General features: G+C 70.0%; 16 protein-coding genes. 5 read left to right on the top strand and 11 right to left on the bottom strand.

Translation table 11 applies throughout. The features are described 5' to 3' along the window. Genes OIE74_RS35090 through OIE74_RS35055 form a run of 9 tightly spaced genes read right to left on the bottom strand, consistent with a single transcriptional unit; the run spans position 1 to position 7,697 of the window. Complete coding sequence (locus OIE74_RS35090) at positions 1 to 513, bottom strand: hydrogenase maturation protease (protein WP_329391014.1); 513 nt, start codon at positions 511 to 513, stop codon at positions 1 to 3. Positions 514 to 519: 6 nt separating this feature from the next. Beyond that, the gene (locus OIE74_RS35085) at positions 520 to 726 is read right to left on the bottom strand and encodes a hypothetical protein (protein ID WP_329391012.1); all 207 of its coding nucleotides are present in this window, start codon (positions 724 to 726) and stop codon (positions 520 to 522) included. Between the two features lie 28 nt (positions 727 to 754). Beyond that, positions 755 to 874 (bottom strand): DUF6893 family small protein, encoded by a 120-nt coding sequence (locus OIE74_RS38730; protein ID WP_384198564.1) that lies wholly within the window; start codon positions 872 to 874, stop codon positions 755 to 757. After that, positions 871 to 2,385, bottom strand: a complete 1,515-nt coding sequence (locus OIE74_RS35080; RefSeq protein WP_329391009.1) for a hypothetical protein — start codon at positions 2,383 to 2,385, stop codon at positions 871 to 873. Before OIE74_RS35080 ends, OIE74_RS38730 begins: the two co-directional genes overlap by 4 nt. After that, the gene (locus tag OIE74_RS35075) at positions 2,382 to 3,080 is read right to left on the bottom strand and encodes a DUF6084 family protein (RefSeq protein ID WP_329391007.1); all 699 of its coding nucleotides are present in this window, start codon (positions 3,078 to 3,080) and stop codon (positions 2,382 to 2,384) included. Before OIE74_RS35075 ends, OIE74_RS35080 begins: the two co-directional genes overlap by 4 nt. Further along, entirely contained in the window at positions 3,077 to 3,802 is a 726-nt protein-coding gene (locus OIE74_RS35070; protein ID WP_329391005.1) for a DUF5947 family protein, read from the bottom strand. The genes OIE74_RS35075 and OIE74_RS35070 overlap by 4 nt, the downstream gene beginning before the upstream one ends. After that, a complete protein-coding gene (locus OIE74_RS35065) occupies positions 3,799 to 4,824 on the bottom strand; it encodes a NifU family protein (RefSeq protein WP_329391003.1) in 1,026 nt (341 codons plus the stop codon). Before OIE74_RS35065 ends, OIE74_RS35070 begins: the two co-directional genes overlap by 4 nt. Before the next feature lies 1 nt (position 4,825). Next, the gene (locus tag OIE74_RS35060; protein ID WP_329391001.1) at positions 4,826 to 6,598 is read right to left on the bottom strand and encodes a nickel-dependent hydrogenase large subunit; all 1,773 of its coding nucleotides are present in this window, start codon (positions 6,596 to 6,598) and stop codon (positions 4,826 to 4,828) included. Positions 6,599 to 6,641: 43 nt separating this feature from the next. Then, a complete protein-coding gene (locus OIE74_RS35055) occupies positions 6,642 to 7,697 on the bottom strand; it encodes a hydrogenase expression protein HypE (protein ID WP_329390999.1) in 1,056 nt (351 codons plus the stop codon). A gap of 186 nt (positions 7,698 to 7,883) precedes the next feature. Here OIE74_RS35055 and OIE74_RS35050 point away from each other — a divergent pair, with 186 nt between their 5' ends. Continuing rightward, positions 7,884 to 8,213 carry a hydrogenase maturation nickel metallochaperone HypA/HybF gene (locus OIE74_RS35050; RefSeq protein WP_329390997.1) on the top strand — a complete coding sequence of 110 codons (330 nt, stop codon included), beginning with the start codon at positions 7,884 to 7,886 and terminating at the stop codon, positions 8,211 to 8,213. Positions 8,214 to 8,216: 3 nt separating this feature from the next. Further along, entirely contained in the window at positions 8,217 to 8,999 is a 783-nt protein-coding gene (hypB, locus tag OIE74_RS35045; protein WP_329390995.1) for a hydrogenase nickel incorporation protein HypB, read from the top strand. 29 nt (positions 9,000 to 9,028) lie between these two features. Here the strand turns inward: hypB and OIE74_RS35040 are convergent, their stop codons facing one another. Next, on the bottom strand, positions 9,029 to 11,536 hold the full coding sequence (locus OIE74_RS35040; RefSeq protein ID WP_329390993.1) for an alpha-L-fucosidase: 2,508 nt from the start codon (positions 11,534 to 11,536) through the stop codon (positions 9,029 to 9,031). A 358-nt stretch (positions 11,537 to 11,894) separates the two neighbouring features. Between OIE74_RS35040 and OIE74_RS35035 the strand changes: the two genes are divergently transcribed. Then, positions 11,895 to 12,155, top strand: a complete 261-nt coding sequence (locus OIE74_RS35035) for a hypothetical protein (protein WP_329390991.1) — start codon at positions 11,895 to 11,897, stop codon at positions 12,153 to 12,155. Between the two features lie 114 nt (positions 12,156 to 12,269). Continuing rightward, on the top strand, positions 12,270 to 13,028 hold the full coding sequence (locus OIE74_RS35030) for a dienelactone hydrolase family protein (RefSeq protein ID WP_329390989.1): 759 nt from the start codon (positions 12,270 to 12,272) through the stop codon (positions 13,026 to 13,028). Positions 13,029 to 13,032: 4 nt separating this feature from the next. Here OIE74_RS35030 and OIE74_RS35025 read toward each other — a convergent pair whose 3' ends face one another. Further along, positions 13,033 to 13,860: an endo alpha-1,4 polygalactosaminidase gene (locus OIE74_RS35025; RefSeq protein WP_443076315.1), complete on the bottom strand. Its 828-nt coding sequence runs from the start codon at positions 13,858 to 13,860 to the stop codon at positions 13,033 to 13,035. Between the two features lie 99 nt (positions 13,861 to 13,959). Here OIE74_RS35025 and OIE74_RS35020 point away from each other — a divergent pair, with 99 nt between their 5' ends. Beyond that, positions 13,960 to 15,384: a hypothetical protein gene (locus OIE74_RS35020; protein WP_329390987.1), complete on the top strand. Its 1,425-nt coding sequence runs from the start codon at positions 13,960 to 13,962 to the stop codon at positions 15,382 to 15,384. Positions 15,385 to 15,392 lie beyond the last annotated feature (8 nt).

Genomic DNA, 15,392 nt, shown 5'->3' with positions numbered 1-15,392 from the left:
TCAGGACCTCCGGGTCCGGGCGGGTTCTGGGGCGGGCGCGGCGGCGAGCAGCCGCCGGACCAGCGCACGCACCTCCGCCGCCGCTTCGGGTACGGCGGCGGCGACGGCCTCACTGAGGCCGATGCCCTCCTCGACGTCGGCGGGGGTGCATCCCACAACGTGGGTGTGCGGAAGCGTACCGCCCAGTTGGCCCAGATTTGCCAGGACAGATACCGGATTCATGCCGTGTGCGTCGAATTCACCAGTCCCGAGGTCGTCCGGACCGACCTCCAGAACGGTCAGCTCGCCGGGCGCGCCGCCCCCGGGGCAGGCGTCTACCAGCACGAGGGCGTCGTACCCGTCGAGCAGGTCGTACGCGAGGTGCATGCCCCGGATGCCGTAGTCGACGACCCGGACGCCGTCGGGGAGCGGCGGCTCCCCGGGTCCGGTGAGACGCCGTACGACCTCCGGCCCGAAACCGTCGTCGCCGAGAAAGAGATTGCCGACACCGGCGACGAGCACCCCGCAGCTCATCTCAGGTCAGTTCCCGCCGGACTGGAGGTTCGGCGAGTCCGGGTCGATGGGCCCGCCGGGTTTCACGGAGGTGTCCGACTTCTTGTCGGAGCGGCCGGACGGGCGGTCGGAGGGGCCGGCGGACGGCTGGTCCGAGCCGGTGTCGCGCGAGCCCTTCGGGCCCCGCTCCTCCTGTGGTTCCTCGTCGTGGCGGCCACGTGCTGCGTCAGTCATCGGATGCCCTTCTCACTCGCGCCGGCGCTCACATCGAGCGCATGCGGACGTATCTGCGGAGGTCGGGAAGTGATCGCACGCCGGCGGCGACGGCGACCACCGCCACGGCCGCGGCCACACCCGTGGTGATCATTCCGAGGGTTCTCACGAGGGGTACTCCTTCCGGTGTTCCGGTGAACGGGGACTGTCGGTGGTGCCGGGGGTGCCGGAGATGCCGCTGTCCCGGCGGGGCTCGCCGGCGGGCAGCGGTTCCAGTTCGTCGGGGGCGAAGTAGAAGTACCGGCCGTACCAGTCGTGCATGTCGGCCGCCGGGTCGTCGACCAGGACGAGGGCGATGTGCACACCGCCGTCGACGTCCGAGAGCACGGCGGTCACCCGTGCCACCTGCCCGGCGAAGAAGAGGTCCTGCGCGTCGGCGCGGCGGGAGGGATGTACGCGGACGAGGCTGCCCTTGGTGACCGGGACCCCCTCGATCACCACGACGTCGGACTCCGGCGACACGGCGGCGTCGGCCGCCGGGTCCCACCAGGGCTCGCCGCCGGTGTCGAAGGCGGCAGGCTCGGCGTCCCGCAGGTCGGTGAGGGGGCGCACGGCGCTGGCGCCGGCTCGCGCCGCCGGGCTGCGGGGGTCGCGGAGAAGGCCGTGGAGTCGCTGGAGGTCCGCCGCCGACATCGTGTCGCAGCGCTCGATGATCTCGCGGGCCAGGGGGTCGGTGGCCCGCGCCTCCGCCTTCTCCTCCTCCGTCATGGTCATCACGCGCAGGGTGAGGATCTCGTCGATCTCGGTGGAGTCGAAGAGGGCGCCGGGGCTCTGCTCGGCGATCTCCGGGTGGTCGTAGAGGATGATCGGCGCGGCCAGCACCACGTCCGTGGAGCCCTTCGCTCCGGCCAGCACCGGCCAGCACCTGCGCTGTTGGCACCGGGCGGCAGCCGCGGCGGCCTCGTCCGGGGGCTCGCGGAGGGAGACGAAATCCGCGCCGTGGGCCTGGAGGAGCAGGTGCGTGCCGATCAGCGAGACGCGGATCGCGGCGTCCTTGTCGGCGGCGGTCCCCGCGTGCTCGTTCGCCACGGACACGGACAGCCGGAGGTAGCCGTCGTCCCGGGTCGTACGGGTGCGGACGCGGGCGGTCAGCGGTTCGCGGCGCCGTACGACGCGGCCGACGGTCACACCCCGCTCGTCGGTCAGAGGCTCGGTCTCCTCGCCGCCGGGGACCGTACGCGTCTCGTCCGTCAAGCCGCCGTCGCCGGTCAACGGGACTGTACCTAGATCGAGTTCGCACTCGACCGCCTCGTCCCAGCTGAGCACGGGCACGCCGGCCACATCGAGTTCGGCGACGGGGGTGTACTCGCCGCCCTCGTCGAGCCGCCGCACCTCACGCACCTGGAGCTGGAGGAACCTGAGCCGGACGCTCACCCCCGCGCCGGTGGCCGGCGCCTCGCCGGGGACGGTGAGCAGGCACTGCGTCGCCATGTCCGGGTCCTCGGCGAAGCTCCCCGGCGCCGCGTCGGGCGGGCCGAGGACGCCGAACTGCCAGCGGGACCGGTTCTTGTGGGAACTCGCCCGGTACGGGTAGAGCAAGTACCCCTCGTACAGGACCGCGTCGGCGATCGTACGGACGTGGTCGAGGCCCGCAGGGGCTTCGGGCGTCAGAGAGGTCATGTGACCACCTCGCCGATCTCGTCGGCGGCGTCGCGGGCCCGCGTGTCCGCCAGCAACGTGGTCACCGTCTCGTCCCAGCTGATCAGTCCGCGCCGCTCACGGAAGTCCGCGAGGCGGGCGAGGATGTCGTGATCGACCCTGATCCAGCCGGAGTTGGGGAAGTGGAATGCGATCATCTGCCGCCAGACGGCCACCGGCAGCTGGTACCGCGCCTCGCAGTCCCAGGGCACCTGCCGTACGCCGAAGCCCGAACCGCCCCCGCCCTCGCCGCCCTTGGTGAAGACGGTGCCGGAGAAGAGCAGGCTGACCGGCACCGTCCCGTCCCCGAGGGCGTGCAGATAACGCGAGCCGATGACGTCGAAGTCATAGGTGCAGGGCAGCGCGAGGTCGACCTCGGTGGAGCCGGTGAAACCCTGCACGGTCGTGTGGCACTGCATCCACTGGAACGGCCGCAGCGTCTCGGACCAGCGCTCGCGTTCCCCGAACAGGCCGCGCAGGGCGTCCTGTTCGGCCGGTCCGTAGTGGCGGCGCTGCGGATCGATACGGACCAGACAGCGCAGCACCATCGCGTGGATCCGCTCGTCCGTGCCGTCCTCGATCCGCAGGCGCGCCGTGAGTTGGGGCGTGGCGGTGTACGGCTCCGCGACGATGTCCCGTACGGAGAATTCCAGGCCGGCGGCCGTGGCGCCGCTCATGAGGACCCGCCGACGGTCGAGGCGGTGTCCTCCGTCGTCGCGGAGGAGCCCACGGCCGCCGGCACGGGGCCCGCGGCGCGGCTGCGGCTCTCGACCCGCTCGAAGAAGGCGTCCATCGCGGCGTGTACCTCCTGGCCGCCGTCGAAGCCGCGCCACAACGTGCGCAGGCGGCCGACCAGTTCGTAGCACGCGTCGATCGGCACCAGATGGCAGGACGCGACCGGCTCACGGCCCCCGCCGGCCGCGCTGCGGCGCACGAGCAGCGCCTCCACATCCGGGCGGAGCACGGCCAGTTCGGGATTGGACTCGACGATGGTCGCCCACGCGTCGAGGGGCAGCTCCGACTCGGTGGCCCCGGCCGGGCCGGGGTAGAACGCGATGGTGCGTTCCTGCACGGAGTTGCGGAACAGGAAGGCCAGCCCGACCGGGATCTGGAGCTCGTCCCAGGTGCGCGCGTCCAACGGGAGCCCGTCGAAGCGCAGATAGCGGTCGGGGACCGCGCGGTAGCGCAGCCGCGCGCTCTCGTCGGTGAAGAGGAGACAGCAGGCCCGGCAGCCGCACATCAGGCCCCGGCTCTCCAGATTCACCACATGCCGGTGCTCGTCGCCGATGGGCGCGGCGCACATCTCGCACCGCTCACCGGCGGCCGGGCCCGGCCGGTTGCGGCTGACCCGCAGCAGCGCGGCGACGGGCGACACGGCGCGGCCCTGGGGTGCGCTCATGTCGTGACCACGGCCGGGGCCGGTACGGCGACCGAGACGGAAGCCCCGTCCGCCAGCAGCGGCAACGGGTCCAGATGCGCCCCGTCGGCCGCCGCGTCCAGACAGGCACCGGCCCGCCGTACGTCGTAGTGCGCGCGGCAGGCGGAGCAGCGCAGCACCCCGTCACCCGGGCCGCCCCCGAGCCGCCTGGCGAGCGTGGCGCCCTCCATCGGGCGTTCGCACCGGGCGCACCGGTCGCGGAAGGCGAACAGGTCGGGGCCGATCCGGCAGGCCACGACGGGCAGCCCGCCGGCGGTGAAGCGCTCGACGCCGCCTGACTCCAGGGCGAGCAGGGAGGGGACCGGTTCCCAGGTCGCGCCGGCATCACCGGAGCCGGAATCGGCAGCGGCATCGGGACCGGGATCGGCAGCGGCGCCGGGTTCCGCGTCGTGCAGCCGGGTGAAGAGGGCGTCGACCGGTACCAGTGGGCCCGTGGCCCCGGCGGCGGCCTCCTCGGCGGCCTCGACCTCGATCGTGGTGATCTCCGGTGCCGCCGCCTCGATCGCGCCCCGTACGGCGAGTTCCAGGGTGGCCGAGGAGGACGGGCAGCCGTCGCAACTGCCCAACAGCCGCAGTTTCACGGCTCCTTCGTCCGTGACGCCCAGCAACTCCACGTCACCGCCGTGCGAACCGAGATAGGGCCGTACGCTGTCCAGCGCCTTCTCGACCCGCGTCGCCACGCTGTACGGGTGCAGTCCGTGCACCAGCAGCACGCTCGCCACCAGGTCGTCGGCGGCGATGGCCGCCAGGGTCTCGTCGTCCAGCCGCCCCCGCTCGTGGACGAGTTCGAGGAGGCGTTCGAGGCCGGCGCCGTAGAAGTCGGTGACGAGCCGCACCAGTTCCTCGCTGCGCTCGCGCGCCACGACGCCGCCGGCCGCGCTCGCGGCGATCAGGGTGTCGATACGCTCCCCGGTCGCCCGCCATGCCTCGGACCCAAGAGGCTGTTCCTCGTGCCCCTGCGGCACCTCAAGCACATCTCCCATGTCACTCACTGCCTGCGGACTGCGTGGGCGAGTGCAGCAGTTCGAGCTTCTTGCCCTCACCGAGATACATGTGCACGCCGCAGGGCAGACAGGGGTCGAAGCTGCGGACCGTACGCATGATGTCGATGCCCTTGAAGTTCTCCCGGTCGTTCTCCTCGAAGATCGGCTGGCCCTGCACCGCGTCCTCGTAGGGCCCCGGCGTCCCGTAGGTGTCGCGCGGGCTCGCGTTCCACGGGGTCGGCGGGTACGGGTGGTAGTTGGCGATCTTGCCGTCCCTGATCACCATGTGGTGCGAGAGGACACCGCGTACGGCCTCGGTGAAGCCGCAGCCGATGCCCTCCTCCGGGACCTCGAACTTCTCCCATGTCTTGGTGCGGCCGGCCCGGATCTCCACGAGCGCCTTCTCGGCGAAGTGCAGGGCGCAGGCCGCCGCGTACGCCTGGAAGTAGGTCCGGGCCCGGTTGCGCTCGATGGTGTTGCTCCAGCGCGGGATGTGCCACTCCAGCTCGACCGGGCCCTTGAGCGCGGTCTTGGGGAGGTTGATCTTCACGCTCTTGCCGGTGGCCTGGATGTAGCCGATGTCGACGAGACCGGCCAGCGCGGTGACCCACAGCCGGGCGAGCGGGCCGCCGCCGGTGTCGAGCGCGAGGTAGTCCTTGCCGTCGAACCAGCGCGGCGACATGACCCAGCTGTACTTGTCGCCCAGATCACGCTTCTGCGGCTGCGGGTTGGTGTGCTGGTTCCACGGGTGGCGGCGGTCGACCGGGTTGCCGAGCGGGTCCTGGGTCACGAACATCTCCTGCTCGTCCCAGTCGTTGTAGTACGACGAGCCGAGCAGGATGCGGATGCCGAGGTTGATCTTCACCAGGTCGGTGGTGACGAGCTTGCCGTCCACGACGATGCCCGGGGTCACATACATCTTCCGACCCCAGTCGGTCATGTCCTTGTACTCGAAGTTGCAGTGCTCCGGATCCTGGAAGGAGCCCCAGCAGCCCAGCAGGATACGGCGGTTGCCGACCTGCTCGTAGCCGGGCAGCGCCTCGTAGAAGAAGTCGAAGAGGTCGTCGTGCATGGGCACGACCTTCTTCATGAACTCCACGTAGCGCTGGAGCCTGGTGATGTAGTCCGTCATGAGCTGGATGGTCGCCACCGTGCCCACCCCGCCGGGGTAGAGCGTGGAGGGGTGCACATGGCGGCCCTCCATGAGACAGAACATCTCGCGGGTCATCCGGCTGACCTGAAGGGCCTCGCGGTAGAACTCGCCCGTGAAGGGGTTCAGTGACCGCATGATGTCGCCGATGGTCTTGTACCCGTGGTCCCCGCCGTGCGGTGATTCGGTGCGGTTGGCCAGTTCGAGTACGCCGGGATTGGTCTCGGCGACCATTTTCTCGCAGTAGTCGACCCCGACCAGATTCTCCTGGAAGATGTTGTGGTCGAACATGTACTCGGCGGCCTCGCCGAGATTCACGATCCACTCACCCAGATGCGGGGGCTTCACGCCGTACGCCATGTTCTGCGCGTAGCAGGAACAGGTGGCGTGGTTGTCACCGCAGATTCCGCAGATCCGGCTGGTGATGAAGTGGGCGTCGCGCGGGTCCTTGCCCTTCATGAAGACCGAATAGCCGCGGAAGATCGAGCTGGTGCTGTGGCACTCGGCGACGACCCGCTGTTTGAAGTCGATCTTCGTGTAGATACCCAGACTCCCGACGATGCGGGTGATGGGATCCCACGCCATCTCCACCAGTTCGTCGGTGCCCTGGCTCGTCGCCGTCATGAGGCCGCCTCTTCTTTCCGTTTCGGTTTCATCGAGCGGTGAGTTACCAGGTGCGGGCGGCGCCGGTGGTGAGTTCCTTGCCGCGCCTGCGCCATTTTGGTTCGCGGTCGAGCGTGTGGGTGGTGATCTGACGCAGGCGCCGCATCGTCGCCCCGTACATACCGACGGAATTCGTGGAGAGTTTCCCGCCCGGGGGCTCGTCCATGAACGGCATGAATTTGTCGGGGAATCCGGGCATGGTGCAGCCGATGCAGATCCCGCCGACGTTGGGACAGCCGCCGATGCCGTTCATCCAGCCGCGTTTGGGCACGTTGCACTTCACGGCGGGGCCCCAGCAGCCCAGTTTGACGATGCACTTGGGCGAGCCGTACTCGGTGGCGAAGTCGGCCTGCTCGAAGTAGCCGGCCCGGTCGCAGCCCTCGTGCACGGTCTGGCCGAAGAGCCAGGTCGGCCGCAGTTCGTCGTCGAGGGGGATCATCGGGGCCTGGTCGGTGGCCATGTAGAGCAGATAGGTGAGCGTCTCGGAGAGGTTGTCCGGCTGGATGGGGCAGCCGGGGACGCACACGATGGGGATCCCGGCCTTGGACTTCCACTTCCAGCCCAGATAGTCGGGGACTCCCATGGCACCGGTGGGGTTGCCCGCCATGGCGTGGATTCCGCCGTACGTGGCGCAGGTGCCGGCCGCGACGATCGCGGTGGCCTTGGGCGCCAGCCGGTCGAGCCACTCGCTGGTGGTCATCGGCTGTCCGGTCGCGGGGTCGTTGCCGAAGCCCGACCAGTAACCCTCGGCCTTCAGCTTCTCGTTGGGAATCGAGCCTTCGACGACCAGGACGAAAGGCTCCAGTTCACCGCGGTCCGCCTTGAAGAACCACTCCAGGAAATCGTCGGTGCCGCCGTTCGGACCGCACTCGAAATCAATCAGCGGCCAGTGCACGGCGATCTGCGGCAGACCGGGCAGCGCGCCGAGCGCGATCTCCTCGATGCTGGGCTGGGTCGCGGCGGTCAGCGCGACCGAATCCCCGTCACAGCTCAGTCCGGCATTGATCCAGAGCACATGGATCAGTGTGTCCTCGGCCTTTTTCGCCGCTTCTGTCGGCATAGCACCGCTGCCTTCCGGGATTGGCCCACCCGATACCCATGAATCCCATGGGTGTGGCGTCGCTCACATTGCTACCATCTAGGATCCGGCTGAGGGTTCTGTCAACACGGGTTTGGTCCGGGCGGCCCTGGTCTTGCGCCCGGAATTCCTGAGCCAATTGGGTGACTTCGGGAAGGCCGTCAGCCGGTGCATGAATTGTCGATCACACAGAGCATTGTCGACGCGGTATGTGAGCGCGCGGCGGGAAGACCGGTACGCGCGGTCAGTGTCCGGGTGGGAATGCTGACCGCCGTGGTGCCCGACTCGATGCGTTTCTGCTTCGACCTGACCACGGCGGGCACGGTCGCGGAAGGCGCGGCGCTCGAAATCGAGCAGCCGCCGGGAACCGCGCGGTGCCGGGCGTGTTCAGAGGACTTCGCCCTGGCGGATCTTGTATTGCTGTGTCCGTGCGGGAGCGCCGATGTCGAGATCACGTCGGGGCGGGAACTCCAGATCGTCTCCATGAGAGTGGGCTGACCTATGTGCGGTACATGCGGTTGCTCGGGCGGCGGCGAAGGGGGGACCGGGACCGTCGGGACACGGATCGCCGTACCCCACGCGCATCCGCACGACGGCGATCACGTTCACCCGGTCGCGATCCGCGGGACAGCCGGCGGCGGCGAGACCATCACCCTCGAACAGCGGGTCCTGGCGAAGAACGAGGACCTGGCCGCCCGTAACCGCTCCTGGCTCGCCGAACAGGGCATCGTGGCGGTGAACATGATGAGTTCGCCGGGCGCCGGCAAGACCACCCTCCTCGAACGCACCATCCGGGACTTCGCCGGGCTGCGCCCGGTCGCGGTCATCGAGGGCGACCAGGAGACGATGCTCGACGCCGACCGGATCAAGCGCGCGGGCAGCACCGTCGTCCAGGTGAACACCGGCGCGGGATGCCACCTGGACGCGGAGATGATGCGGGACGCGCTCACCACCCTCGCGCCGGTGTCCGGGTCACTGGTCCTGGTCGAGAACGTCGGGAATCTGGTCTGCCCCGCCCTCTTCGACCTCGGCGAGCGCAGCAGGGTGGTGATCATCTCGGTGACCGAGGGTACGGACAAGCCCCTCAAGTACCCCTATATGTTCGCCGCCGCGGACCTGGTGATCATCAACAAGATCGACCTCCTGCCGTACGTCGACTTCGACGTCGCCCGCTGCGAGGAGTACGCCCGTTCCGTCAACCCCGCTCTGCGGTCGCTGGCCGTGTCGGCGACCACCGGAGAGGGCATGCGCGACTGGTACGACTGGGTGGCCGGGCAGTACTGAGCCGCGCCGGCCACCCCTCCCCCGGATTTCTACCGGGCCCGGACCACGACCTCCGTCAGGGACAGCGGATTCGTCGTGGACGCCAGTTGCACCCGTACGTAACGGCCCTGCGCCCCGCCTAGTTCGACGGCGGTGGGGCGCTGCGCCTGGTCCTTCAGATGGACGGCCGTCACACCGGGCGCGGTGCGCGCCTCCTCCAGTGAGCCGGCCGTGAACGGGGTGTCGGAGACCAGCACCCAGTAGTCGGCGAGGCGTTCGGCGCAGCAGTCGGTGCGGTTCCAGATCTCGACGGTGTCGATGGTGTGCGACCGCTCCAGATCCACCTGCCACCAGGCCTGGTTGGACGGCTCCGCCGTGTGGGTGGTGGTGTTGTCGCGCAGGTAGTCCCCTGCCGTGTCGCCGTCGACCGCGCGGCTCGGAACCCCGTCCCACGCGGTGCTCGACTGGGTCGCCGTCCTGCCGTGCGCCACGTTGGGCAGGACGACGTCGACGTCGCCCGTGAGTTGCAGGACCCGTCGTCCGCCGCCCGTCACGACGGTTTCGAGGGTGGCCGGGCCGGTCGCGGAGTCGGCGGGCACCGACACCGGGGCCGTGACGGTGTGCGTACGGCCCTGCTTCAGACCGCTGAACTTCGCCTCCCCACCAGTGGTCCAGCCCGTGGGCGACCGCAGCGCGAGGGTGCCGCGCGCCGGGTCCTGGCCGAGGTTCGTCACATGGACCGGGACGTCGGTCACCGTGCCGACCGTGAGCCGCTCCGGCGCCTGGGCCCAGGAGACGACGCTTCCGGTGGGTGCGACGAGCACGGCGTCGAGGCTCAGCCCGAGGTCCTCGCCGGCGTGTGCGGGCCGCGCGAGGGTGAGGGTTACGGGCGTGACCTGGCCGGGTCGTACGGAGAAGGGGCCGATTGCCTCGCGGGTCAGCTCCTCGCCCTTGACCAGCCGGGTCCGCTCACCGACCTGGACACGGTAGAGGGCGTCGGGGCGGGCCTCTCCCCGTACCGCCAGCGACACCTGCCCGGCGCGGTCGGCGGTGACGTATCCGGTGTGGCGCACGGTGGTCCGCCGGGTGCTGCCGTAGCTGCCCTCGTCGGCGTAGCTGTAGCCGTCCTCGAAGTCCTGGGCACCGAGGACCACGGCTCCGTTGCCGCCGGAGTCGGCGCTGCCCAGGGAGACGGTGTTCTCGGGGATGACGCGGAGCTCGCCGCCGAGTTCGACCTTGATCACGGGGAGCACGGTGTCGCGTGGCGTTTCGGGCAGGGTGACGACGAGGTCGTCACCGTCCAGGCGCCAGTCGAGCCGCCCGGCCGCGCCGTCCTCGCCGACCTTTCGTACGGAGGTGGCCAGGCCCGGCAGACGCAGCTCGCCCGATTCCGGCCAGTCGGTCACATGCAGGAACAGGTCGCGGTCCTTGACCGTCACCTCGCCCCACGGCCGGCCACCGAACCGGGTGGCGGAGGCGTCGAGCACGGCGTCGGGGTGGCGGTCGAGCCAGTCGCCCATCCCGCGCAGCACGTCGGCCTCGAACTCGACCACCGAACCGTCGCCGCGCGGGCCGATGTTGAGGAGATAGTTGCCGCCACGGGCCCGTACTCCGGTGAGTCCGACGACGAGATCCCGGATCTTGCCCGGCAGGTCGTCACGGACCTGCCAGCTGCGGTAGCCCCAGGTGTCGTGGTAGATCGACGCGGGGGTCTGCCAGGCGCCGTCGAGCGCGACGGAGGGAATCTCGTTGTCGCCGAGCGTGCGGAAGTCGCCCTTGTTGTTCCACACCCGGCTGTTGACCGCGGCTTTCGGCTGGAGTTCGCGGACGATGCCGGCGAACTCCTCGCTCTGCGCGTCGGTGGGTGACGACATGTCGAACCACACTTCGGCGATGTCGCCGTAGTTGGTCATCAGCTCGCGAATCTGCGCCTTGATCACGGGTTCCATCGAGGCGGGGATCGGATTGTTGTTGCCGCCGTCGAATTCATGGCCCTGGTGCCAGTCCACGAGGGAGAAGTAGAAGCCGAACTTCAGTCCCTGGCTCCGGCATTCGTCGGCGAGCGCCTTCAGCGGGTCCTTGCCGTAGGGGGTCGCGTCGGTGACGTCGTAGTCGGTGGTGGCGGTGTCGAACATGGAGAAGCCGTCGTGGTGCTTGCTGGTGATGACGACGTAGCGCATGCCGGCCTGCTTGGCGAGCGAGCAGATCCCGGCGGGGTCGAAGCGGTCGGGCCGGAAGCGGGCGGCCACGTCCAGATACTCCTCCTCGGAGATGTCGGCCCACATCTGGATCTGCTCGCTGTACCCGGAGGTGACCGGCTCGCCCTCCCAGACGCCGCCCAGCTCGGAGAAGAGACCCCAGTGGATGAACATTCCGAACTGGAGCCGCTGCCAGGCCGCGATGTCCCTGTCGGCGCTGAGATCGATGGCGCCGGGTATGCCACGCGGGGTTTGTCCGTCGGGTCGGTCCGCCGGGGTGGCGACCGCCGCGGGAGGGCTGGTCGCCTCCGCCCCGACGGCGAGCAGCAACGCGAGCAACACACCGATCACCTTGCGCATTCCGACACTCCTCCGCGAGCGATCCTATGGATACATCCGACCCTGAAGCCCCAATCGGGCACTTTGCGCCCACATTTGACCGCCTGCCAGGTCAACACATCGGATGTTAGAGGCGAGTCGACGCCACGTCACCCCCTCCGACACCGCTCGTCCCCCGGGAATCACCCGCGAGGGAAATGGGCAGGCGGTAGAGGGAAGGCGGTATACGAAGGCGCCTCACACATTGCGCCGTAAGGGTGACAGCCGGGGTCAGTGGAACCGGTCCGAACCGGTCCGGGCAGCGCGTCGGCCGCCGCCCGGCCGATCGACTCGGGTAACCATGAATCAGCCCCACGACCGAGACCAGCCAGGAGCAGCCATGACCACGGAGCAGGAAGCAATCGACGCCATCCACCACGCGTTCGGCGACAGCGCGCACGCCGAAGTGGCCACCTTCCCTGCGGGCAACGTGTCGATCACCCTCACCAAGGGGGAGCACGCGGCGACGATCGACGGACACCCGGAGAGCGGCTGGGGCTGGACCGTCGACCCCGGCGACGACGAGGGATTCAGCGGGCACGAGAACACCGCGGACACGCTGGACGAGGCGCTCGCCGACGTTCGCGCCTCTCTCATCTGACCGGTCCGGGCCCCGGACAGCGGGCCGTTTTCCTGATCATCGGGGGGAGTAGGGTCGAGGCCGAGGATCCGGCGGGCGGCCGGAACACCTCTCTTCCCACGAAGTGAGAGACCCATGGCCACCGCTGTGAACCAATCGTCCGTCGATGTCCCCACCCCGGACGGAACCGCCGACGCCTACCTGGTCCACCCCGAGTCCCCCGGCCCGCATCCGGCCGTGCTGCTCTACATGGACGCCTTCGGGCCGCGCCCGGGTCTCAAGGCCATGGCGGACCGGATCGCGGCAGCGGGCTACACCGTCCTGCTCCCCAACATCCTCTACCGCGCCGGACGCGCCCCGTTGGTCGAACTGCCCGACTTCATCACTCCGGAACGACGCTCGGAGCTCTTCGAGACCATCCTCCCCGCCGCCCAGAGTCTGACTCCGGAGCTTGCCGCACGGGACGCCGGCGCCTTCCTCGACTGGCTGGCGGCCAGCCCTCTCGCCAACGACGGACCGGTCGGTGTCACCGGCTACTGCATGGGCGCCGGTTTCGCGCTGCGCGCCGCAGCGGCGTATCCGGAGCGGGTCGCGGCCATGGCGGGTTTCCACGGCGCGTACCTCGCCAGTGAGGCACCCGACAGCCCGCACCTCGGCGCCGGCCGGATCACCGCCGAGCTCTACTTCGGCCACGCCGACCAGGACGCCTCGCTTCCCCCGGAGCAGATCGACCGGCTCGAAAAGGCGCTCACCAACGCCGGTGTCCGCCATCACGCCGCGGTCTACGCGGGGGCCCGGCACGGCTTCACGCAGGTGGACACCGCGTCGTACGACGCCGAGGCGGCGGAGCGCCACTGGACGGCGCTCCTCGACCTCTTCGGACGCAACCTCTGAGCGGTCAGCAGGTCTGGCGGAGATAGCCGTCGGCGCCGGCGGGGACGACGTCCAGGTCACGGCGGACGATGCTGAGGCTGTCCTGCCAGCCCGCGCACGCGGTCGCGAGCCCCTTCGCCGTGTACTCGATGACGATCACGTCGTCACCGAAGTGCTCGGTGAAGGAGTCGCACTCATCGAACTCCCCGCACTCCTCCACGACGGCGAAGTCGAGCCCGGTCTCGTCACGGAACTCGGCGAGATCGGCGGTGTTCTTCTGCCCGATCGCCAGGCCCTTGTCGTGCGCGTGCCCGGAGAGCAGGGTGATGAAGGCCATGGCGGCGGAGGAGCCGAACCGGCCCTGACTGCGTTCGTAACTGTCGTAGTTGTCGGGCTCCACGGCCTGGAAGCCGTTCTCCGCGCAGCCGTCGATCCAGCCGTTCACCTTGGCCGCGATGCGCTCGCGCTTGCCCGGGGTGCTGACGTCCAGGATGGCCTCGTCCCACTCCTCGTCGATGATGACGTCGCCGTTGTCGTCGCGGAGCAGGAGATCGGGCTCCCACGCGTCCAGTTCGTCGGGCTGGACCTGGAAGGCGTTGACGTAACAGATGGTGTAGAGCCCGGGGGCCGGGGAGTCCTCGCGGTCACGGCTGACCACGCTCACCCCGGCGGGCGGCGGGTAGCCGCCGCCGATCTGGTAGTCGAACCCGGCGTGGGGCGGTGGCGGGGACGCTTCGGCGGCCGGCGAACCCGCGGAGGACGAAACGAGGAAGGGCGTGATCAACGCGACGGTGAGGGCCACGACCGCGTAGATCGAGCGGGTCTTCACCCTGGCAGCAGTTGGTCCGGTCACAAGAATCTGGCCTAACGGGATCAGGAGGGATATGGTCACCGCGATGACTACCTATTCTGCCGTCAGATTGGGGGTCCCGACCGCGCAAGGTGAGTGCTGATGCTCACTGAGACCGCGAACGGGATTTCCCGCCCTTCCTTCTGGCCGCGCGTGCGTGAGTTCGCCGTGCCGCCTTCCATGATCGAGACCGCGACCGCCCGCCGTCATGTCGGCGACTGGGCCGGCGCGTGCGCAGCCGCACGTGTCGATGTCGATCTCGACCTACGTTCCGTGGCACGTGCCCATGGCCGCGAACTCGCTGCCCGACTCCGTGCCGATCTCCGCCACTTGGCGCCCGACCTACTGCGCTGGCACCTGCCGAGAATCGCTCCCGACGGGCTGCTGCGCCCCGGTCTCACCGTCGCCCTGGCGCGTTACGGCGACGGGCCCGGCGGTCCGGACCGCGCCGCCCCCGTAGCCCCCGTGTACCTCGTGGCCCGGACTCCGCCCGCCTGGGCGGATGCCGGGCAGCGGATCAGCCTGGCGCTGTGGGACAGGTCCTACGCCGATACCGGCGCCCGCCGCCATCCGCATCCCCATCCCGACCGGCGGTTCCGGCTCGATCTGCACCGCCATCTGTGGGACGCGCGCCGGACCGAGGAGCTCCGGACCCGATCGGGGGCGGATTCGCCCTCGGGCGAGGGCGGTTCCGTGCTGGATCCGGCCCTGCTGGAGGCCCTGCCGACAGGGCGCCGTTGTGCCGTTGACAGGTGGGCGGCCGAGGCCGGGATCCTGCTCCGGGCCGAGGGGCGGTCCGCCGGTGCCTTCGCCGTACGGCTCGGGGCGCGGCAGCGGCTGGAGTTGGAGCTCGTCGCGGACGGGCACGGCGCCTGCCCGCCGGTCCTGCGGATCGCGGAGCGCGGCAGGACGGGCTCCGCTCCGGCGCCGCCGCTCCTGCCCGACGCCGCGACCTGGACACTGCCCGATCTGGAGCTGGTCCGCACGGGTGCGATCAACGTCGAGCGGCTGCACCCGCTGGTCGCATCGGCGCTCGTACCTGGCTGTTCGCCGACCGGTCCTGCGCCGCTTCCGGAGCGGTCGGGACAGCCGCATCTCGTGGAGTGCCGGGGAGCGCGCCATCGGATCGGCCTGGTCGACGGCGTGCTGTCCGCGCTGGACCATGACCCGGACGAGATCCGGCGGGAGGAGTTGCTGGCCGCGCTGACGGGCACTCCGCTCGCCTGTCTGCGGGCCGTCGACGAGGCGCACCGGAGCCCGGACTGCCTCACCGGGGTCCGCGAACGCCTGGACCACGGTGATGCCGCCGGTGCGCTGGCCGTCGTCGAGGGCCTGCTGGGCCCCGACGCGGTGCTGCGCGGCGGCGCCCTGCGGGACGAGCTGGAGGCCGCCGCCGAACGGCGGATCACCTACGGCCTGTTCAGGGCGGGCATGGTCGGTCCCGGTCCGGGATCCGGCCGCCATCTGCCGCGTACCAAGCGTCCGCCTGAGCTCCGTTCGCACCCGCGCGTCGCAACCGCTCGCTGATCCCGGCA

The organism is Streptomyces sp. NBC_01716, assembly GCF_036248275.1.
Lineage (GTDB): Bacteria > Actinomycetota > Actinomycetes > Streptomycetales > Streptomycetaceae > Streptomyces.
This window is presented reverse-complemented; position numbering and strand designations above follow the sequence as displayed.